This is a genomic window from Streptomyces sp. NBC_01261, assembly GCF_036226385.1.
Lineage (GTDB): Bacteria > Actinomycetota > Actinomycetes > Streptomycetales > Streptomycetaceae > Streptomyces.
In genome coordinates this window covers 9,161,686-9,180,592 of record NZ_CP108463.1, presented here as the reverse complement: position 1 = coordinate 9,180,592, position 18,907 = coordinate 9,161,686, and the positions used below count along the sequence as shown (strand labels likewise).

Genomic DNA, 18,907 nt, shown 5'->3' with positions numbered 1-18,907 from the left:
CCCGCGTGCCGTACGTTCACGGCGTCACCTCCCGTACGACCGCGTCCGCGCGCACCGCGTCGAACGCCTCCTGGAGAACGGTCTGTTCGTGCTCGTCGGGACCGGCGCCGCGTACGTGGGCCACGAAGTCGTCGGCGATCTCACGGTCGTCGCGGCCCGCGAGGCGGCGGGCGTACGACACGTCGGGGTCGTCGGGGCCGCGCTCGGGGTCGAAGACGAGGCTGAGGGTGTGCGGGAAGCGCTCGGTGAGCCGGGCCATGGGGTCGTCCGGTCGCACCGGGTCGGTGAGGGTCGCCTCGACCCACGCCTCCTCGTGCCGCGCGAGGCCGGGGTCGTGGAGGAGGTCCTCCAACATGCCGCGGATACGGGCAAGTTCGCGCGGTACCGGGCAGTCGAGGCGCTCGGCGGTGACGGCCCCGTCCGCGTCGAGGTCGACGAGCCACATGCTCTTGCGGTGGTCGGCCTCGGAGAAGGAGTACGGCAGCGGGGAGCCCGAGTAGCGCACGCGCCCGGTGATCGTCTGGGAGCCGTGCAGATGCCCGAGCGCCACGTAGTCGACGCCGTCGAAGACCCCGGCCGGTACGGCGGCGACTCCGCCGACGGTGATGTCGCGTTCGCTGTCGCTGACCTCGCCGCCGGTGACGAAGGCATGCGCGAGGACCACGGAACGGGTGCCGGGCGCTCGGTCGGCGAGGTCGGCGCGGACGCGGTCCATGGCGGCGGCGAGGACCGCCTCGTGCCCGGCCTTCTCCACCCCGAACTCGGCCTTCACCAGGGCGGGTTCGAGATACGGCAGCCCGTAGAAGGCCACGTCGCCGGACGCGTCCGGGATCACCACGGGCGTCCCGCAGGCCGACGGCTCGGTGCGGAGGTGGATGCCCGCACGGTCGATCAGCCCGGCGCCGACGCCGAGACGGCGGGCGGAGTCGTGGTTCCCGGAGATCATCACCGTGGGCACGCCCAGGTCGGCGAGCCGGTGCAGGGTGTCGTCGAACAGCTCGACCGCGGCCAGCGGCGGCACCGCCCGGTCGTACACGTCTCCCGACACGAGCACCGCGTCCACATCGCGCTCGCGCACGGTGGCGACGAGGTGACTCACGAAGTCGGCCTGGGCCCCGAGCATGTTCACGCGGTGGAAGGCCCGGCCCAGGTGCCAGTCGGAAGTGTGCAGCAGTCTCATCGGTCCACCACGCTAGCGCCTGCCGGCCCCTGAACCACCATTGACCTCGGAGTTCCCACGCATTCGGGACCTTATGGCAGGAAATATGCCCCATACCGGGATCAGTGAGCGTCGTCACGGCGCTGAAGGCCGCGGTCGGATCCCACCGTTCCCGGGTCCGGTGCCGTGATCCCGCCGTCCAGTCCGGCCTCCTCCGCGAGGCGGGTCGTCCGGCGGTCGGCCATCTCCGTGCGGAGCCGGCTGGGGCACAGCCTGTCGGCGCGCGGCTACGCGGCTGGGCGTCGGCTGTGGAAATTCCCAACTCCCTTGTCGCACACGTGTGCTGCGTTAATCTCCCGTCACACGCACCACGCGAGAGACACAGGGTTCCCATGCCAGTCGAGTTCCGCGGTCGGTCCGAAACGATGGCCTACGCGGCGGCGGGGATGGAGCCGCCTCCCGTGGTGCCGCTGCGGAAGAGCGACCCGCGCCAGGCGGGTCCGTACCGGTTGATGTCGGTGCTCGGCAGCGGCGGGATGGGCCGGGTCTATCTGGGCCGTGACACCACCGGTGCCACGGGCCCCGCCGCCGTGAAGGTGATCCGGCCCGAGTACGCGGAGGACCCGCTGTTCCGCAAGCGCTTCGAGCGCGAGGTCGGCGCGCTGGGCCGGATCCAAGGGGCGCACATCGTACGGCTGCTGGGCAGCGGCTGCGAGGAGGATCTGGTGTGGGTCGCCACCGAGTACATACCCGGGCCCACCCTCGCGGAGCTGGTCGACGCGCGCGGACCGGTCGACGTGGCGGCGGCCTGGCGCCTGCTGGCCGACGTGGGGCGGGCGATCGAGGCGATCTGGCGCGAGGGGATCGTGCACCGCGACCTCAAGCCGTCCAACGTCATCCTGGGTGCCGACGGCGCCCGTGTCATCGACTTCGGTGTCGTCCAGGCCCACGACGGCACCTCGATCACCGCCACCGGCCAGAACGTCGGCACCCCCGCCTACATGTCCCCGGAGCAGGTGCGCGGCCAGGAGGTGACCGCCGCCTCCGACGTCTTCTCGCTGGCGTCCACGCTCACCTACGCCGTCGCCGGGGAAGCCCCGTTCGGCGAGGGCACGGGCGTCGACGTGCTGCACCGGGTGGCGTTCGACCCGCCCCGGGAGGACGTCCTCGACAAAGTCGCGGGCGTCGACGCGGAGTTGGCCGCGTTCATCCGCACCTGCCTGGACAAGGACCCCGAACTGCGGCCGTTGCCCGAGGCGGTGTTCAGGACGGCCATCGGGCATCAGCTGTCCGCGCCGGCCGGCGGTCCGCCCCGGGTCGCCCCCCAGCGCGGGCCCTCCCCCGTCGAGCAACGCGGGGCCCACCCCTCGGCGGCACCCTCCGACCCGCCCACCACGTCCCGGAAACACGCGAACACCCCGCGAAAACGCGGAAGGTTGATCGCGGGCGCCGTCGCCGTGGCCGCCCTCCTCGTCGCCGGCAGCATCACCGCGACGCTGCTCCTGCTGCACCACGACGGCAACGGGACGTCGGCCGGCCCAGGACCGGGGACGCCCCCAGCGCCGGCCGTACCGGAGAACTCGCCTCCGGGGACGGGCAGTTCGCCGAGTACAGCCGCGTCGGCGACGAAGGGCGGGGCGTCGCCGAGCGCGCCGGTCACCCGTGATCCCGCGAAACTCGACATCCGGCTCTCCTCCTGCGTCACCGAACTCGCCTCGGACTATCACGGCGACTGCGTCAAGGCCCTCCAACTCCTGCTCGCGGGCTACGGGTTGCACGTCACGGTCGACGGCGAGTTCGGCAAGGCCACGGTCGACGCGTTGAAGGTCTTCCAGACCGAGGCCGGGACCACCGCGAGCGGATCGGTGGACGCGCAGACCATGAAGCTGCTCTACGGCGCGGAGCGCGGACCCGTCCGGGCCGGTTCGGTGACCGTCACCGAGAGCGTCCACATCGCTGACGTCGCCCGGTGCCTCGACGCCCGTACCGGTGCCGTACAGGTGTGGGGGTGCAACGGCACGGTGGCGCAGAAGTGGACGCTGTATCCCGTGCCCGGGCACACCTCCCAGTATCTGGTGGTCAATCGGGGCAGTCATCACTGCCTGGACGCCGACAGCGGCACGATCGGCCGGAACGGTCAGGTGGTCCGGACCAGAGCCTGCGACGGGCTCGGCGCCCAGCGGTGGCAACTCGGCGGCCACGGGACACTGGTCAGCGTCCCGGACGGCTTCTGTCTGGACGCGTATGCCCCAGGTGCCGGGCAGGACGGTCAGGTCGTGCAGGCCTGGGGCTGCGCGGGCAGCTCCAACCAGGTCTGGAACTGGTCCACCTGACACATCATCAGCCGCGGACCCCCCTGACGCACCGTCAAGATCTCCGGCCCCTCACGCGTCCCCGTACGCCTCGCCGCCCAGCTCCAGCCCCGCCGTCCCCGCCGTCGTATCCGCCAACCAGCCCCGGAAAGCGTCCACTTCGGCGTCCGGCAAGCCGATCTCGATGGTGACCTCCTCGCCGTAGCGGACGTCCCGTACCTCGCGGCCGGTGGCGCGCAGGTCGTTCTGGACCTTGCCCGCGCGCTGGTGGTCGACGGTCACCGTGGCGAGGCGGAAGCGGCGGCGGGTGATCGTGCCGAGGGTGTCGAGGGCCTCGCCGACCGAGCCGCCGTAGGCCCGGATGAGGCCGCCCGCGCCGAGTTTGACGCCGCCGTAGTAGCGGGTGACGACGGCGACGACGTACCGCATGTCGCGGCGGAGCAGCATCTGGAGCATGGGGACGCCTGCCGTGCCGCCGGGTTCGCCGTCGTCGCTCGCCTTCTGGATCGCGGCGTCGGCGCCGACGACGTAGGCGAAGCAGTTGTGGCTGGCGTCCGTGTGTTCCTTGCGGATGCGGGCGACGAAGGCCTGGGCCTCCTGTTCGGTGGCCGCCGGGGCGAGGGCGCACAGGAAGCGGGAGCGGTTGACCTCGGTCTCGTGCACGCCCGGGCGGGCCACTGTGCGGTACTCGTCCTGCATCCGGCCAGCCTATGCGCAGGCCCGGGGGTCGCCCCCGGTCCGGGTGCGGGCGACGATGTGGTGGATACTCGCTCCTCGTCGCCCGGGCCCCGGGCACGGTCGTCCGATCACAGGGAGTTCACACGCATGACCGGCGCGCAGGCGGATCCTACGGAGACCACGGCGTCCGGCGGTCCCGGATCCGCCGCGGAGCGCTGCCGGGCCTGGCTCCTGGACGGGCTGAGCGAGCAGAGCGCCCGGCATCCGGGCCCGCACGCCACCCCAAACCCGGAGCACGAGGGGCACCGCTGGTGGCGGGTCATGTGTCTGACCGGCGTCGACTACTTCTCCACCCTGGGCTACCAGCCGGGCATCGCGGCCCTCGCTGCCGGACTGCTCTCCCCGCTGGCGACGGTCGTCCTGATCGGGCTGACGCTGCTCGGCGCGCTGCCGGTCTACCGGCGGGTGGCGCACGAGTCTCCGCACGGCGAGGGGTCGATCGCCATGCTGGAGCGGCTGCTGCCGTGGTGGTCGGGGAAGATCTTCGTCCTGGTGCTGCTGGGTTTCGCGGCGACGGACTTCATGATCACGGTCACCCTGTCGGCGGCGGACGCGGCGGCGCACGTGGTGGAGAACCCGTTCGCGCCGGGCTGGATGCACGGCGGGAACACGTGGATCACGCTGGTGCTCGTCGGCGCGCTGGGCGCGGTCTTCCTCAAGGGGTTCCGGGAGGCCATCGGGATCGCCGTGGTGCTGGTGGGCGTGTATCTCACGCTCAACCTGGTCGTTCTCGCGGTGTCCGCCTGGGAGGTGCTGAGCCATCCGGTGAAGATCGGCGACTGGACGGACGCGATGACGGCCGCGCACTCCTCGCCGCTCGCGATGGTCGGCGTGGCACTGCTGGTGTTCCCGAAACTCGCGCTCGGCATGTCCGGCTTCGAGACGGGCGTCGCGGTGATGCCGCAGGTCAAGGGCGATCCGACGGACACCTGGGCGAAGCCGACCGGCCGCATCCGGGAGACCCGCAAGCTGCTCACCACGGCCGCCGTGATCATGTCCGGCTTCCTGCTGCTGTCCAGCCTGGCCACGACCATCCTCATCCCGCAGAGCGCGTTCAAGACGGGCGGCCCGGCGAACGGCCGCGCGCTCGCCTACCTCGCGCACGAGCACCTGGGCCAGGTCTTCGGCACGTTCTACGACGTCTCGACGATCGCGATCCTGTGGTTCGCGGGCGCCTCCGCACTCGCCGGCCTGCTGAACCTCGTACCGCGCTATCTCCCGCGCTACGGCATGGCGCCGGAGTGGACGGGGGCGGTGCGGCCCCTGGTGCTGGTCTTCATGGTGACGGCCATCGTCATCACCCTGTGGTTTCACGCGAGCGTCGACGCGCAGAGCGGCGCGTACGCGACGGGTGTGCTGGTGCTGATGCTGTCCGCGGCCTTCGCCTCCACGGTCACCGTGCACAAGCGGGGCCATCGGAAGGCCACGCTCGGCTTCGGCGTGATCACCGCCGTGTTCGCGTACACACTCGTCACGAACGTCATCGAACGGCCCGACGGCATCAAGATCGCGGGCATCTTCATCGTGCTGATCCTGGTGACGTCGTTCGGTTCGCGGGTGCACCGCGCCTTCGAACTCCGCGCCGCCGAGATCACGTTCGACGACACGGCGTCCCGTTTCGTCGACGAGGCGGCGCGCGGCGGCCCGCTCCGGCTGATCGCGAACGAGCCGCAGGAGCACAGCAGGCGGGAGTACCGCGCCAAGGAGTACAGCCAGCGCGAGGAGACCCATATCCCGGACGGCGGGCCGGTGTTGTTCCTGGAGGTGTTCCTCCGCGACTCCTCGGACTTCTCGGCGGACATCTCCGTGCACGGCGACGAGAAGTACGGCGTACGGCGACTCCGCGTCGAGGGCCCGACGGTGCCCAACGCGATCGCCGCCGTCCTCCTCTCCCTCCGGGACCGCACCGGCAAGGTCCCGCACGCCTACTTCACCTGGACCGAGGGCAACCCGGTCAGCCACCTGATCCGCTTCCTGGTCTTCGGCGACGGCGAGGTCGCGCCGGTGACCCGCGAGGTACTGCGCCGCGCGGAACCGGATCCGGAGCGGCGGCCTCGCGTGCACGTCGGCTGAACGGCCGCCCGCCGCAAGGGTGTTGACCGTCGGCAGCAGCGCGCTAGCGACGGCGCAGGCGCTTGTCGGTGATCGGCGGGGTGGGGTCGATGTAGAAGTCGCCGAGGTTCACGTCGACTCCGGGCGGGACGATCTCGTCGATGCGGTCGAGGATGTCGTCGCCGAGTCCCACGTCGGCCGCGGCGAGCAGGTCGGTCAGTTGCTCGGGACGGCGCGGGCCGATGAGCACCGCGGTGACCGCCGGATGGGCCAGGACGAAAGCGGTGGCCAGATGAGGCAGCGGCAGTCCGGACTCGGCGGCCAGCGCGGTCAGTTCGCGCACGGCGTCGGCCTTGGCGCGCACGCCCGGCAGGCTCAGGTCGAACATCCTCGCCCCCGCGCCGGCGCTGCGGTGCCCGGCCGTGGGATCCGAACGGCCGGACAGCCAACCGGAGTTGAGCGGACCGAAGGTCAGCACACCCATGCCGTAACGCCGGGCGGTGGGCAGCACCCGGCTCTCCACACCGCGGGTGAGGATCGAGTACGGCGACTGCTCGGTGCGGAACCGGTGGTGGCCGCGGCGCTCGGCCGTCCACTGGGCCTCCACGGTCTCCTCGGGGGAGAAGAACGAGCCACCGACGGCACGCACCTTCCCGGCCCTGACCAGGTCCGACAGGGCGCCGAGGGTCTCGTCGATGTCGGTGTGCGGGTCCGGCCGGTGCATCTGGTAAAGGTCGATGTGGTCGGTGTCCAGGCGGCGCAGGCTGTCCTCCAGCGCGCGGCGGATCCAACGGGCCGATCCCCCGCGGCGGTTGGGGTCCTCGCCCATCGCCAGCCCGAACTTGGTGGCCAGGACGACGTCGTCGCGGCGGCCCTTGAGCGCCTTGCCCACGATCTCCTCCGACTCGCCGCCGGAGTACACGTCGGCGGTGTCGACGAGGTTGATCCCGGCGTCCAGTGCCGTGTGGATCATGCGGACCGACTCGTCGTGGTCGGTGTTGCCCATCGCGCCGAACATCATCGTGCCGAGCGCGTATGCGCTCACCGACATGCCGGTGCCGCCAAGAATCCTGTGCTTCATCAGGGATACCTCCAGGTGCGTGCTTGCTCTCCTCCAGACGACCACCACGCACGGCCGGGGTGGGAGACCCGCTCCGACCGGGGGTCCGACAGACCCCCTTTGGCGCGGCTGCTCCCCAGGTCACCCGGTCTACGGTGGTGGCATGGCCCAGGAACCGAACAGCGAGCTGCGGGACTTTCTCCGCTCGCGCCGCGCGAAGATCACCCCCGAGGAGGCCGGCCTGGCACCCCTGCCCGGCACCCGCCGCGTCCCGGGCCTGCGGCGCGAGGAGGTCGCCCAGCTGGCCGGCGTCAGCGTCGACTACTACGTCCGCCTGGAGCGCGGACGCCACCTCAACGTCTCCGCGTCCGTCCTCGACGCGATCGCCCGCGCCCTGCGCCTCGACGACGTGGAGCGCGCCCACCTGTTCCGTGTCGCCAGACCGACCCACACACGTCCTCGCCCGCTGCCTCCGCAGCGCGTCCGCCCCGGTCTGCGCCTGCTGCTCGACAGCCTCACCGACGTCCCCGCCCTCGTCTACGGCCGCCGCATGGACGTCCTGGCCGCCAACCACCTCGCCCGCGCCCTGTACACGGACTTCGAGGCCCTGCCCGCCCGCAGCCGCAACATGGCCCGCCTGGTCTTCCTCGACGAGCACTTCCGGAGCCTGTACGCCGACTGGGAAGGCGCCGCGCGCGGCATCGTCGCCTCGCTCCGCCTGTACGCGGGACGCAGCCCGCACGACCCCGCCCTGTCCGAGCTGGTCGGCGAACTCTCCGTCCAGGACGCGGACTTCCGCCACTGGTGGGCCGACCACGACGTGTTCCAGCGCACCCACGGCACCAAGCACTACCACCATCCCGTCGTCGGCGACCTCGTCCTGGGCTACGAGGCCTTCACCCCCGCCGACGACCCCGAGCAGACCCTCGGCGTCTCCACCGCCGAGCCGGGGTCCCCCTCCGCGGAACGCCTTCAGCTGCTGGCGAGCTGGTCCCGCGCCCCGCGGCCCTGAGGTCTCACTTCTTCCTGCCCCTCGGCACGGTCAGGCCCGTCAACAGGGCTGTGCCCGGGGCGAGTTCCTGCCAGGTGGCGCCGTGCCACGCCAGGACCGCGATCGCCGAGGTCGGGAACTTCACCCGGACCTCGTCGAGCGCGTCGTCGAGGCTGTCACCGGCGAGTTCGAGGATCAGCTCCTCCAGGCCGGGGTTGTGGCCGATCAGGAGCAACGTCTCGACCTCGGGCGGCACTTGGTGGACGGCGTCGAGAAGGGCCGGTACGTCGGCCGCGTACAACCCCGGCTCGAACCGCACCGGCGGCGGGGTGCCCCACTCGGCGGACGCCAACTCCCAGGTCTGGCGCGCCCGTACGGCCGTGGAGCACAGGGCGAGGTCCGGCAGGGAGTCGGTCTCGGCGAGGGCGATACCGGCGGCCGGGGCGTCGCGTCGCCCGCGCGGGGCGAGGGAGCGCTGGTGATCGGGAACACCCTCCGGCCAGGCGGACTTGGCGTGCCGCAGCACGACCAGGCGGCGCAACGGGCGGGCTCCGGCGCGGGCGCTCACGCCAACGACCCGATGTCACGGGTGAGTTCGAGCCCGAGGAGCCGGTCCGCGTAGGCGTAGGTCTCGAAGCGGGCGCCGTCGAGCAGCTCGGGCCAGGTCTCCACCCGGCGCAGCACCCGCAGCACCTCGGGCACGTTCAGGTCGTCCTCCCAGGCGGTCCGCAGCTCCGCGCGCACCTCGTCGGGCACCGGCCGCGAGGGCCGCCGCGCCCACTCGGCGACCGAACCGCGCCAGTGCGCCAGCGTCCGCCGCGCCTCCTCCAGGGCATCCTCGTCGAGCCGTACCGGCAGGTCACGGGGGTGCGAGAGCAGCGCGAGGCGGAGCGCGGCCGGGTCGGAGAGGTCGGGCGCGGCGGTCGTAGGGGAATCGACGGGGGCTACGGCCACCAGGACTCCCCCGGTCGTCCCGGCGCCCTCGGTCGCCACGTGGAGGACCTGGGCCTCGCCGAGTCCGGAGCCGAGGTCTGCGCCGTCCTCGAACGGCCTTATGCCCAAGTCCCTTGCCGCGGAACGGAGTTCGGCCTGCTCGTGTTCGCCGGTGAGGAGGGACCAGACGGGGGTGCCGCCGAGTTCCAGGGCGCGTAGGAGGAGGTCCGACATGAGGAGCACTCGTAGGGTCGTGGGAGCCAGGCCCGACGCATGCGCCTCGACCCTGGTCAGGCCACGGCGGGCGGGGGCGGCTTCGACGGACTCGCCGGTTCGGGCGTCGGTGATGCGCAGCACGGCCTGAGCGTAGGCGGGCGGAGGGCCGTACGCATGCATGTTCGCTCCGCTCCGGCCGAGGTGGCGGGATTCACCCCGGTCTGTCCGGTACACCGAGGTGTCTGACCTCGTCGGTGTTCACCCGTTCGCCCATCCCGCCTTTCGCCGAGGCCGGTGAGGCGTGTGGGGTGGGAGCACCGACCAGCACCCCGGCCGAGACGATCCCGCGAGACGATCCCGGAGAGTTCCGATGACCGACCGCCGTATGTGCCCCCACGGACCCCCGTCGCCGTCGCCCGTCCGACGGCGACTGCTGCTCCTCCTCCTGACCGCCGCTCTCTTCCCGACCGGTGCCGTCGCCGCCACGGCCGCGCCGCTCCGCACCGACTCCTGGGAGTTCTCCGCACGGGCTCTGGGCGGCGGGGTGACCATCGTGCCGGGGCGGTCCGGGCTGGTGGAGATCGGCGGGTACGACGGTGCCGACCTGCCGGCCGGGTCCTCGCTGCGGCTGACCGCGCCCGCCGGGGCCCGGGTCACCGGTACGCCCCTCGCCGACACGGCACGGTTCCAGGGCTCGGTGACCGCCGACGGTGCGACCGGCACGTACACCTACGTCCGGGACTCGGGGCCCGGTTCGTGGAAGGACGGCGGCTATCCGTTCGCGCTCGCCGTGGACGCGCGGGCGGTGCCGGGAACGCGGCTGCCCGGGTGCGACGTCGAGCTGACCGACGCGGGTGGAACCCGTCGTGCGTCCGGCAGGTGCACCGTGACCGTGGGCATGCCCGTGCCGATGCTGACCGAGCCGGCGGGCGGCACGTTCGTGTCCGGCGCGGCACGGCTCGCCGGGACCTCCTATCCGGGGGCGCGGGTGAGTGTCGTGGACGCCGCCGAGCGCAAGGTGTGCGCGGGTGTCGCGCGCGTCGACGGCACCTGGTCGTGCGCGCCGGACACCCCGCTCCCGGCGGGCGCCAACCGCCTGCACGCGAGCGCCGCCTTCAACGAGGTCTCGGCGGTCGGCGAGGACGTCGACTTCACCGTGACCGCGAGGACCGCCTGAGGCACACCGGTTCAGCGGGCGGCGACAAGCTCCCGCAGCGTCTTCGCCACGACGGCCGGGTCCTCCTCCGCCATGAAGTGGCCGCAGGTCACGGTCGCGTGCCGCAGGTCCGGTGCCCAGGCGCTCCACAGGGCCGCCGCGTCGAAGCCGAGAGCGGCGCCCCAGTCCTGCTGGAGGACGGCGACCGGCATCCGCAGCCGGTTGCCGGCGTCGCGGTCGGCCCGGTCGTGGGTGACGTCGATGCCGGCGGAGGCACGGTAGTCGGCCACGATCGAGGGGACCGCGGCACGGCACGCGTCGAGGTAGGCGGTGCGGATGCCGGCGGGGATCGCGGACGGGTCGTCGGTCCAGAGGTCGAGGAAGTGGCCGAAGAACGCGTCGGGCGCGGCGGCGATCAACTGCTCGGGCAGGCCCGGGGGTTGGGCCATCAGGTAGAGGTGGAAGCCGACGGCGGCGGTGACGCCGTGCATCACGTCCCACATGTCCAGTGTGGGGAGTACGTCGAGACAGGCGAGGTGGGTGATCGTGCCGGGGTGGTCGAGTCCGGCGCGGAAGGCGACCAGGGCGCCGCGGTCGTGCCCGGCGAGCGCGAACCGGTCGTGGCCCAGGGCGCGGGCCAGCGCGACGACGTCCGCGGCCATGGTGCGCTTGGCGTAACCGGAGCCGTCGGTCTCGGCGGGCTGGTCGCTCGCGCCGTAGCCGCGCAGGTCGGGGCAGATCACGGTGTGGTCGGCCGCGAGGTCGGCGGCGACGTGGCGCCACATGAGGTGGGTCTGTGGGAAGCCGTGCAGCAGCACGATCGGTCTGCCCGAGCCGGAGACGGCGGCGTTTAGGGAGACGCCGTCCGCGACGGGGACGCGGTGGTAGCTGAAACCGGGGATGGTCGTTGACATGCCGCCGAGCCTGCCGCGCGCCGATGAGCAACGAATGAGCGCGCTACGGTGACCTGGGGCGATGCCCCGGAAAGGGTGGTCGGCGATGGAGGTCGCGTTCGGGGTGCTGGGGCCGGTCGCGGCCTGGGACGGCGCCGGGGACACGATCGCCCTGAAGGGCCCGCGCCACCGCGCCGTGCTGGCCCGACTGCTGGTCGCCAGGCGTCGGGTCGTACCGGTGGGACGCCTGGTCGATGACCTGTGGGCGGACCGGGCCGACCACGCGGAGCCACCCGCCGACGCGGTGGGCGCGCTCCGCACCTTCGTCGCCGCACTGCGCCGGGCCCTGGAACCGGAGCGCCCGCCGCGAACTCCGGCCCGGCTGCTGGTCACCGAGGGCCCGGGATACGCCCTGCGCGCCGAGCCGGAGGCCGTGGACGCCTGGCGCTTCGAGCGAGCGGTGACCGCCGCCGCAACCCTTCCGGCCCCGCACGCGCTCAAACTCCTTGAAGAGGCGCTGAGTTGGTGGCGGGGTCCGGCCTACGCCGACTTCGCCGACGAGACCTGGGCCCGCGCGGAACGCTCCCGCCTCACCGAACTCCGCCTGCACGCCGTCGAACGCCGCGCCGCGACCCAACTCGCCCTGGGCCGGGCCGCGGAGGCGATCCCCGACCTGGACGCCCACGTCGCCGAACACCCCTGGCGCGAGGACGCCTGGCGCCTACTCGCCCTGGCCCTCTACCGCACCGGCCGCCAGGGCGACGCCCTCGCGGTACTGCGCCGGGCACGCACCCTCCTCATAGAACAACTCGGAGCGGACCCGGGCCCGACGCTGCGCCGCCTGGAGGCGGACATCCTGGACCAGGCGGCGCACCTGGACCCCGACCCACACATCGCCCGTCCGCCCTCACCCGCCCACGCCCCGCACCTCAACCCCGTGTCAGATCCGAGCGGTCCAGCCGATCGCGTATGGGCCGAAGCGACCGCCGCCTACGACCGAACCGTCGCGTCCGGCGCCCGCGCCCGCCTGGAATCGACAGTCGGCCTGCTCCGCACCCTCGCGGTGACCGGAGGCGGCGGCCTGGAAGCGGCCCGTCGGCACCGCCTCGGCGCCATCACGGCCGCGCAGGAACTGGGCGACCCGGAACTCACGGCCCGCGTGATCGGTGCCTACGACGTCCCGGCGATCTGGACCCGGGCCGACGACCCACAGCAGGCGGCGGACACGGTGGCCGCCGCCGAGCGCACCCTGGCCGCGCTCCCGCCGGATGCCCATCTCGCGGCGCGGGCCCGCCTGTTGGCCACGATCGCGCTGGAGTCGCGCGGCACCCGCTCCGCACGCGGACCCCAGGCCGCCCGCCAGGCCGAGGACATCGCCCGCCGGTTGAACGACCCCGCGCTGCTCACCTTCGCCCTCAACGGCACCTTCATGCAGACCTTTTACCGCGCGGGCCTGGCGCCTCAACGGGACGAGATCGGCGCCGAGTTGGTCACCCTGTCCGCCCGGCACGGCATGGTCACCTACGAGGTGCTCGGCCATCTCATCCGGATCCAGTCCCGCGGCGCCCTCGCGGACTTCCCGGGAGCCGACGGGCACGCGGCAGCCGCGGAACAGCTGGCCGACCGTCATGAACTGCCGCTGGTGGGCGTGTTCACCCAGTGGTACCGGGTCCTACGACTCGCCGCGACCGGCAACCCCCGGCCCACCGAAGCAGCAACCGCCTACCAGGACGCGGCACTTCGGCTGGACGGAGCCGGTATGCCCGGGCTGGAGCACGGGCTGCTGCCGCTGGCCCTGCTGTGCCTGCGCCTGCGGAACGGGCGGCCCGCCCAGACCGACGAACACATCGACTGGGGACCGTACGAACCATGGGCCCACCCGCTGGTGTCGCTGGCCCGCGACCGCCCCGACGAAGCCCGGGCGGCACTGAGTTCACTCCCGGACCCGCCCCGCGACCTCCTCTTCGAGGCCCTGTGGTGCCTGGCCGCCCGCGCGGCGATCGCCGTCGACGACAGGAGGACGATGGAGCGCGCGTACGCCGAACTGACGCCCGCCGCAGCCGAGTTGGCCGGGGCGGGCAGCGGCCTGCTCACCCTGGGGCCGGTCGCCCACCACCTCGACAACCTCTCCGCGGCGCTACGACGCCCCCGGTGAACCGGAGTTCGCGTCAGCCGGTCACCCGCACCACCACCGTCGCCCCCGCCCGTACCGTCGGCGTCGCATACGTGTAGGTCACGCCGTTGACCACCTTGGTGCGCGCGTGCTGCTGGACGCCGTTGACCTTGATCTTCTTGTGGACTCCGGGGAAGCGGGCCTCCCAACTGTAGGAGTCCTTGCGGGAGTTGTTCGTCAGGGTGGTCTTCGTCGCGCCGTCGTGGCGGACGGTGACCGTACCCGAGCCGATGGGGACGTCCGCCGCCTGGAGCCACTTCATGCCGGTCGGCAGCTGCGACTGGGTGGTCACCTTGCGGTTCGGGGCATCCGGCGTGATGCCCATCAGCCCCTGGATGGTCTGACTGACCAGGGTGAACGACACCTCGGGGTAGTCGCCGTCGGGGCCCTGGCTGGAGTTGACGTGCTGGGTCTCCCGCTCGCCGTAGATCTTCTGCATCCACTGCCAGGCGGTGTCGGGGCGGTTGTTCTTGAAGAACATGTCGGGCAGGTAGGTCGTCGACTCGATGTTGGGCGAGCCGTCCGGGCCCAGTTCCTGTGCCTGGATGTAGTCGAGGTAGGCGTCGTTGCGCGGGCCGGGGTCGATGATCTGCTTCATCGGCATGAAGACGCTGTTCTCCTTGCCCCAGCCGGTGACCGGGGTGCCGGAGGTGGTGTACGCGCGGACCATGTCGGCGCCGCTGCCGGTGCCGCTCCAGTCGTCGTTGAAGTACGTCTTCAGGTCGGCGGCACGCTTGTCGTACGTCCTGGCCAGCGCGGTGTCGCCCTTGCCGTGGGCGAGGATCGCCATCGCCAGGTAGGCCTGGTACTCGGAGGCGATGCCGTCCCCGGCCTCGGCGAGACCGTCGCCGTCCTGTTCGTTGTAGCTGGCGGCGCCCTGGAAGATGCCCTGGCCCGTGCCCTCGGCGACCTTCACCTTGCCGTTGTCCTTGGCGGAGTTGTGCAGGTCGATGAACTGCTCGGTGGCGTGCCGGTAGAAGGCCCACAGCACCGGGTCGTCGACGTATCTGCGGTCGCCGGTCCACAGGTAGGCCTGGGCCGCCTTCTCGACGAGTTCGAACGTGGCCGGGACCTCGCGGACGAAGTTGTCCGGGCTCTTGTAGTCGATGCTGAGGTAGGTCTTGGCGTCGAAGTTGAGGGACCACACCGGGAAGTACTTGTGCTCGGCGGTGGCCGATGCCGCGTACGAGCGGAGCATCGTCTCGTTCTCGGCGTCGAGGCCGATGAGGTGGGCGCCGGCGAGTTGGTGGGTCATGTCGCGGGAGTAGTAGGCGCTGCGGTTGGCGTATCCGGCCCAGTAGGTGGGCTCGTACGTCGCGGTGCCGGTGCCGCCGGTCTGGTACTCGTCGACGTTGACCGGGCCCACGGTGCCGGGGAGTTGGACCCAGCTGTTGGCCTTCTTCCGGGCCCAGTCGAACATCGCGACGACCTGGGGATCGGACGAGGTGACCTTGGGGTCGGCGGGCGCGGCGGGCGAGATCATCAGGTCGTCGGCGTTGACCCAGGAGCTGCCGGAGCCGAATTCGATCCGCAGCTTGTCGCCGGTCCTCAATCGGACGTCGCTGATGGTGTATCGGGCGTAGCCGGGGTGCTGGGGCAGGGTGATCGTCTGGACGGTCTCGCCGTTGCGCCGGATCGTGTACGTGCCGCCGGTGCCGGCGCTGCCGATCCACGCTGAGAAGTCGTAACTCCCGTTCCTGGGCGCGACGATGGTCAGCTGGGCGCTCTTGCCGGCTCCGCCGTCGAGGTAGAGGAAGCGTTCGCCGCCGTGCCTGTTGCCGGTGCCGACACCGGCCCCCGAGGTGAAGGTCCAGCCCGTGCCGCCGTTCTCGAACCCGGGGTCCGGGATGGCGAGTTGGGTGCGGGGTGCGGCGGACGCGGTGGCCGACAGAGCGGGAGCCATCGGGGCGAGCAGGGCAACAGCGGTGAGCAGCATGAGCCTTGAGGGCTTCATCGGGTCTCCCGGTCGTCGGTCACTGCGGGGTGGGGCCGCGTGGTGGCCGGAAAGCTAGCAGGGGCCGAAGTGGCGATTCAATGGTCATGCGCGAGAAACATGGAAGACATGCAGTATCGCTGCTATGTTAAGTGGAGGGTTGGACTGAAAGTTTTCGTCCATCTATTGCAAGTCGGGGTGGAGGGAAGCGGATGAAGGTCGGTATCACCGAGGTCGCGGACCGGGCGCAGGTGAGCGAGGCCACGGTCAGCCGGGTCATCAACCGGCGTCAGGGCGTGTCCCGCAAGACCCGCGAGGCGGTCGAGCAGGCGATGGCGGACCTGGGGTACGAGCGGCAGACCCGGGGTCAACTGGTCGCGGTGGTGACCGAGTTGGTCTCCAACCCGTTCTTCGCCGATGTCGCCGAACGCATCGAGTCGGTGCTCGCCCCGCACGGGTTGAAGACGGTCCTGTGCCCGTGCTTCCCGGGCGGGGTGCAGGAGTTGGACTTCGTGACCTCGCTCGCCGACCGGGGCGTGGCCGCCGTCGTGTTCCTGTCGGCCAGCAACACCCTTGAGGGCGCGGACCCTTCGGCATACGAACTGCTGCGGTCCCGCAGGATCCCGTTCGTCGGGATCAACGGCCGGTTCGAGGGCGTGAGCGAGGCACCGGTCTTCTCCACCGACGACCTGCTCGCCGCCGAACTCGCCGTCGACCATCTGCACCGGCTGGGCCATCGCCGTATCGGCATGGCGTCGGGCCCGCTCGGCAACCGCCCGGCCGACCGGCGCGTCAGCGGCTTCGTCGCCTCGCTCGCCAGGCGCGGTGTCGAGGACGCGGAGCAGTGGGTGGTCCGGCAGTCGTACACCGTCGAGGGTGGCCAGTCCGCCGCGATCTCGCTGCTCGGCCGGGGTGCCACGGCGATCGTCGCGGCCAGCGACTACATGGCGCTGGGCGCGATCCGCGGCGCGCGCCGGCAGGGGTACGACGTGCCGGGTGATGTGTCGGTGGTCGGCTACGACGGTTCCATGATCATGGACTTCGTCGACCCGCCGCTCACCACGGTCCGTCAACCGGCCGACCGGCTGGCCTCGGAGGCGGGCCGCAGCGTCCTCGCCCTGGTCGGCAACCGTGACGTCCCCGTCGGCGAACTCCTCTTCGACCCGGAGCTGGTGATCCGCGCGAGCACGGGGGCACCGAAGGCGTGAGGCGGCGGAGGGCGTGACCCGAGTCCCCCTGACTTGTCCGGACCATTGACCTAGAGGTCGGATCTAAGGACACTCCAGTCGGAGTTCCGACCGGGGAATCGGCCACAACTCCGCATATTCATCGGGTGTTTCGCGGCTCATGGTCGTGCATCATGAATGCTCCGGAGGAGCTATGTCTCGGTCTCGGTTCGTGTTTGTCGGGGTGGCGCTCGCGCTGCTCGTGGGCGGCGGCGGTCCTGTCGCCGCGGCGCGGGGAACGACGCCGGTGGCGGTGGTCGACGTGGACGCGTTCGGGGCCGACCCCACCGGCCGGACGGACTCCACGCCCGCCGTCGTCGCGGCGCTGCGGCACGCCAAGAGCGTCGATCACGGGCGGGCGGTCAGGATCGAGTTCTCGAAGGGGACCTACCAGCTCTACCCCGAGCGGGCCGAGACGCGTGAGCTGTATGTCTCCAACACCGTTGGCGCGGACCAGCGTTACCGCGACAAGAAGATCGGGCTCCTCATCGAGGACATGCACGACGTCACCGTCGACGGCGGCGGCGCGAAGCTCGTCTACCACGGTCTGCAGACGGCGTTCGCGTCGATCCGCTCGACGAACGTGACCTTCCAGAACTTCTCGTTCGACTACGCGGCGCCCGAGGTCATCGACGCGACCGTCGCCACCGCCGGGGTGACCGGCGGCACCGATGCCCACGCCTACCGCGTCCTGAAGATCCCGGCCGGCAGCCCGTACGAGGTGAACGGCACGCACATCACCTGGCTCGGCGAAAAGAGCCCGGCCACCGGACAGCCGTACTGGTCGGGCACGGACGGGCTCCAGTACACCCAGATCCACGACCCCAAGGCACAACGGACCTGGCGCGGGGACAACCCGCTGTTCAACGACGTCTCCAAGGTCACCGACCTCGGCGACCGCCGGATCCGGATCGACTACACCGGCGCGACGCAGCCGACGGACGCCGGGCTCGTCTACCAGATGCGCCTGATCGAGCGGACCGAACCGGGCGCCTTCATCTGGCAGTCCAAGAACGTCACGATGCGCTCGATGAACGCCTACTACCTCCAGTCCTTCGGCGTGGTGGGCCAGTTCAGCGAGAACATCTCCATCGACAGGGTGAACTTCGCCCCCGATCCGAAGTCCGGCCGGTCCACGGCCTCGTTCGCCGACTTCGTGCAGATGTCGGGCGTCAAGGGCAAGGTCTCCATCACCCGGAGCCTCTTCGACGGCCCGCACGACGACCCGATCAACATCCACGGCACCTACCTGGAGGTCGTCGGACAGCCCGGCCCGAACACCCTCACCCTCGCCTACGAGCACCCGCAGACCGCGGGCTTCCCGCAGTTCGCGCCCGGCGACGAGGTCGAGTTCACGACGCAGCGCACGATGACCCCGGTGGCGGACCCGCACGCGAAGGTCACCGCGGTCGACGGCCCCAGCGGCATGGACCACACCAAGTCCCTCACCACCATGAACGTCACCTTCGACCGGCCGGTCCCCGCCGGGGTCGAGATCGGCGGCACGGTCGTCGAGAACATCACGGCCACCCCGTCCGTCGTCATCACCGGCAACACGTTCCGCAACGTGCCGACGCGCGGCATCCTGGTCACCACCCGCAAGCCGGTCCTGATCGCCGGCAACAGCTTCGACGCGATGTCCATGGCGAGCATCTACGTCTCCGCCGACGCCTACCAGTGGTACGAGTCGGGCCCGGTCGCCGACCTCACGATCCGCGACAACTCCTTCACCCGCCCCACCGGCCCGGTCATCTTCGTGGAGCCGACCAACCAGGTCGTCGACCCGGCGCACCCGGTGCACCACGACATCAAGGTCGAGCACAACTCCTTCGACATCAGCGACGTGACGGTCGTGGACGCCAAGAGCGTCGGCGGCTTCACCTTCACCGGCAACGCCGTCCGCCGCCTGGCCCCGGCGGACCAACCGCCGTACACCTCACCGCTGTTCGTCTTCCACGGCAGCTCCGGCATCAAGATCGCGCACAACCACTACGACAAGGGCCTCAACACGTCCGTGGTCGCGGACTGAGGAATGGACTGAGGAATCACGGTGCTCCGCCCGCTG

The 18,907-nt window shown here is 71.4% G+C and carries 14 protein-coding genes; 7 read left to right on the top strand and 7 right to left on the bottom strand.

Annotated features, from left to right (window positions below; translation table 11 throughout):
- Positions 1-16 precede the first annotated feature (16 nt).
- The gene (locus tag OG226_RS40855) at positions 17-1,180 is read right to left on the bottom strand and encodes an exonuclease SbcCD subunit D (RefSeq protein WP_329351786.1); all 1,164 of its coding nucleotides are present in this window, start codon (positions 1,178-1,180) and stop codon (positions 17-19) included.
- A gap of 371 nt (positions 1,181-1,551) precedes the next feature.
- On the opposite strand from OG226_RS40855, the gene OG226_RS40850 reads away from it, so the two are divergent.
- Complete coding sequence (locus tag OG226_RS40850) at positions 1,552-3,492, top strand: protein kinase domain-containing protein (protein ID WP_329351785.1); 1,941 nt, start codon at positions 1,552-1,554, stop codon at positions 3,490-3,492.
- Positions 3,493-3,543: 51 nt separating this feature from the next.
- Here OG226_RS40850 and OG226_RS40845 read toward each other — a convergent pair whose 3' ends face one another.
- Positions 3,544-4,170 carry a YigZ family protein gene (locus tag OG226_RS40845; protein ID WP_328684737.1) on the bottom strand — a complete coding sequence of 209 codons (627 nt, stop codon included), beginning with the start codon at positions 4,168-4,170 and terminating at the stop codon, positions 3,544-3,546.
- A gap of 126 nt (positions 4,171-4,296) precedes the next feature.
- On the opposite strand from OG226_RS40845, the gene OG226_RS40840 reads away from it, so the two are divergent.
- Positions 4,297-6,282 carry an amino acid transporter gene (locus OG226_RS40840; RefSeq protein WP_329351783.1) on the top strand — a complete coding sequence of 662 codons (1,986 nt, stop codon included), beginning with the start codon at positions 4,297-4,299 and terminating at the stop codon, positions 6,280-6,282.
- Between the two features lie 43 nt (positions 6,283-6,325).
- On the opposite strand, the gene OG226_RS40835 is transcribed toward OG226_RS40840, so the two are convergent.
- Positions 6,326-7,342, bottom strand: coding sequence for an aldo/keto reductase (locus OG226_RS40835; RefSeq protein WP_329351781.1), 1,017 nt, complete (start codon positions 7,340-7,342; stop codon positions 6,326-6,328).
- A 142-nt stretch (positions 7,343-7,484) separates the two neighbouring features.
- On the opposite strand from OG226_RS40835, the gene OG226_RS40830 reads away from it, so the two are divergent.
- Complete coding sequence (locus OG226_RS40830; RefSeq protein ID WP_329351779.1) at positions 7,485-8,333, top strand: helix-turn-helix transcriptional regulator; 849 nt, start codon at positions 7,485-7,487, stop codon at positions 8,331-8,333.
- A gap of 4 nt (positions 8,334-8,337) precedes the next feature.
- Here the strand turns inward: OG226_RS40830 and OG226_RS40825 are convergent, their stop codons facing one another.
- On the bottom strand, positions 8,338-8,880 hold the full coding sequence (locus OG226_RS40825) for a SixA phosphatase family protein (protein WP_329351777.1): 543 nt from the start codon (positions 8,878-8,880) through the stop codon (positions 8,338-8,340).
- Entirely contained in the window at positions 8,877-9,641 is a 765-nt protein-coding gene (locus OG226_RS40820) for a hypothetical protein (protein ID WP_329351776.1), read from the bottom strand. The genes OG226_RS40825 and OG226_RS40820 overlap by 4 nt, the downstream gene beginning before the upstream one ends.
- 190 nt (positions 9,642-9,831) lie before the next feature.
- Between OG226_RS40820 and OG226_RS40815 the strand changes: the two genes are divergently transcribed.
- Positions 9,832-10,638 carry a carboxypeptidase regulatory-like domain-containing protein gene (locus OG226_RS40815; protein WP_329351774.1) on the top strand — a complete coding sequence of 269 codons (807 nt, stop codon included), beginning with the start codon at positions 9,832-9,834 and terminating at the stop codon, positions 10,636-10,638.
- 11 nt (positions 10,639-10,649) lie between these two features.
- Here OG226_RS40815 and OG226_RS40810 read toward each other — a convergent pair whose 3' ends face one another.
- Positions 10,650-11,531 carry an alpha/beta fold hydrolase gene (locus OG226_RS40810; RefSeq protein ID WP_328684730.1) on the bottom strand — a complete coding sequence of 294 codons (882 nt, stop codon included), beginning with the start codon at positions 11,529-11,531 and terminating at the stop codon, positions 10,650-10,652.
- A gap of 85 nt (positions 11,532-11,616) precedes the next feature.
- Between OG226_RS40810 and OG226_RS40805 the strand changes: the two genes are divergently transcribed.
- A complete protein-coding gene (locus OG226_RS40805) occupies positions 11,617-13,665 on the top strand; it encodes an AfsR/SARP family transcriptional regulator (RefSeq protein ID WP_329353658.1) in 2,049 nt (682 codons plus the stop codon).
- Between the two features lie 13 nt (positions 13,666-13,678).
- Here OG226_RS40805 and OG226_RS40800 read toward each other — a convergent pair whose 3' ends face one another.
- Positions 13,679-15,637, bottom strand: coding sequence for a hypothetical protein (locus tag OG226_RS40800; protein ID WP_329351772.1), 1,959 nt, complete (start codon positions 15,635-15,637; stop codon positions 13,679-13,681).
- Between the two features lie 191 nt (positions 15,638-15,828).
- On the opposite strand from OG226_RS40800, the gene OG226_RS40795 reads away from it, so the two are divergent.
- Both OG226_RS40795 and OG226_RS40790 read left to right on the top strand, forming a co-directional pair.
- On the top strand, positions 15,829-16,824 hold the full coding sequence (locus tag OG226_RS40795; RefSeq protein ID WP_328684728.1) for a LacI family DNA-binding transcriptional regulator: 996 nt from the start codon (positions 15,829-15,831) through the stop codon (positions 16,822-16,824).
- A gap of 172 nt (positions 16,825-16,996) precedes the next feature.
- Positions 16,997-18,871 (top strand): alpha-1,3-galactosidase-related protein, encoded by a 1,875-nt coding sequence (locus tag OG226_RS40790; protein WP_329351771.1) that lies wholly within the window; start codon positions 16,997-16,999, stop codon positions 18,869-18,871.
- The last annotated feature ends 36 nt before the right edge of the window (positions 18,872-18,907 follow it).

Bases quoted from the DNA above. Each gene is read 5' to 3' on its own strand.
- OG226_RS40850 (WP_329351785.1), top strand. From the start codon at position 1,552: ATGCCAGTCGAGTTCCGCGGTCGGTCCGAAACGATGGCCTACGCGGCG.
- OG226_RS40845 (WP_328684737.1), bottom strand. From the start codon at position 4,170: ATGCAGGACGAGTACCGCACAGTGGCCCGCCCGGGCGTGCACGAGACC.
- OG226_RS40815 (WP_329351774.1), top strand. From the start codon at position 9,832: ATGACCGACCGCCGTATGTGCCCCCACGGACCCCCGTCGCCGTCGCCC.
- OG226_RS40790 (WP_329351771.1), top strand. From the start codon at position 16,997: ATGTCTCGGTCTCGGTTCGTGTTTGTCGGGGTGGCGCTCGCGCTGCTC.
- OG226_RS40840 (WP_329351783.1), top strand. From the start codon at position 4,297: ATGACCGGCGCGCAGGCGGATCCTACGGAGACCACGGCGTCCGGCGGT.
- OG226_RS40795 (WP_328684728.1), top strand. From the start codon at position 15,829: ATGAAGGTCGGTATCACCGAGGTCGCGGACCGGGCGCAGGTGAGCGAG.
- OG226_RS40820 (WP_329351776.1), bottom strand. From the start codon at position 9,641: ATGCATGCGTACGGCCCTCCGCCCGCCTACGCTCAGGCCGTGCTGCGC.
- OG226_RS40810 (WP_328684730.1), bottom strand. From the start codon at position 11,531: ATGTCAACGACCATCCCCGGTTTCAGCTACCACCGCGTCCCCGTCGCG.
- OG226_RS40855 (WP_329351786.1), bottom strand. From the start codon at position 1,180: ATGAGACTGCTGCACACTTCCGACTGGCACCTGGGCCGGGCCTTCCAC.
- OG226_RS40835 (WP_329351781.1), bottom strand. From the start codon at position 7,342: ATGAAGCACAGGATTCTTGGCGGCACCGGCATGTCGGTGAGCGCATAC.
- OG226_RS40800 (WP_329351772.1), bottom strand. From the start codon at position 15,637: ATGAAGCCCTCAAGGCTCATGCTGCTCACCGCTGTTGCCCTGCTCGCC.
- OG226_RS40805 (WP_329353658.1), top strand. From the start codon at position 11,617: ATGGAGGTCGCGTTCGGGGTGCTGGGGCCGGTCGCGGCCTGGGACGGC.
- OG226_RS40830 (WP_329351779.1), top strand. From the start codon at position 7,485: ATGGCCCAGGAACCGAACAGCGAGCTGCGGGACTTTCTCCGCTCGCGC.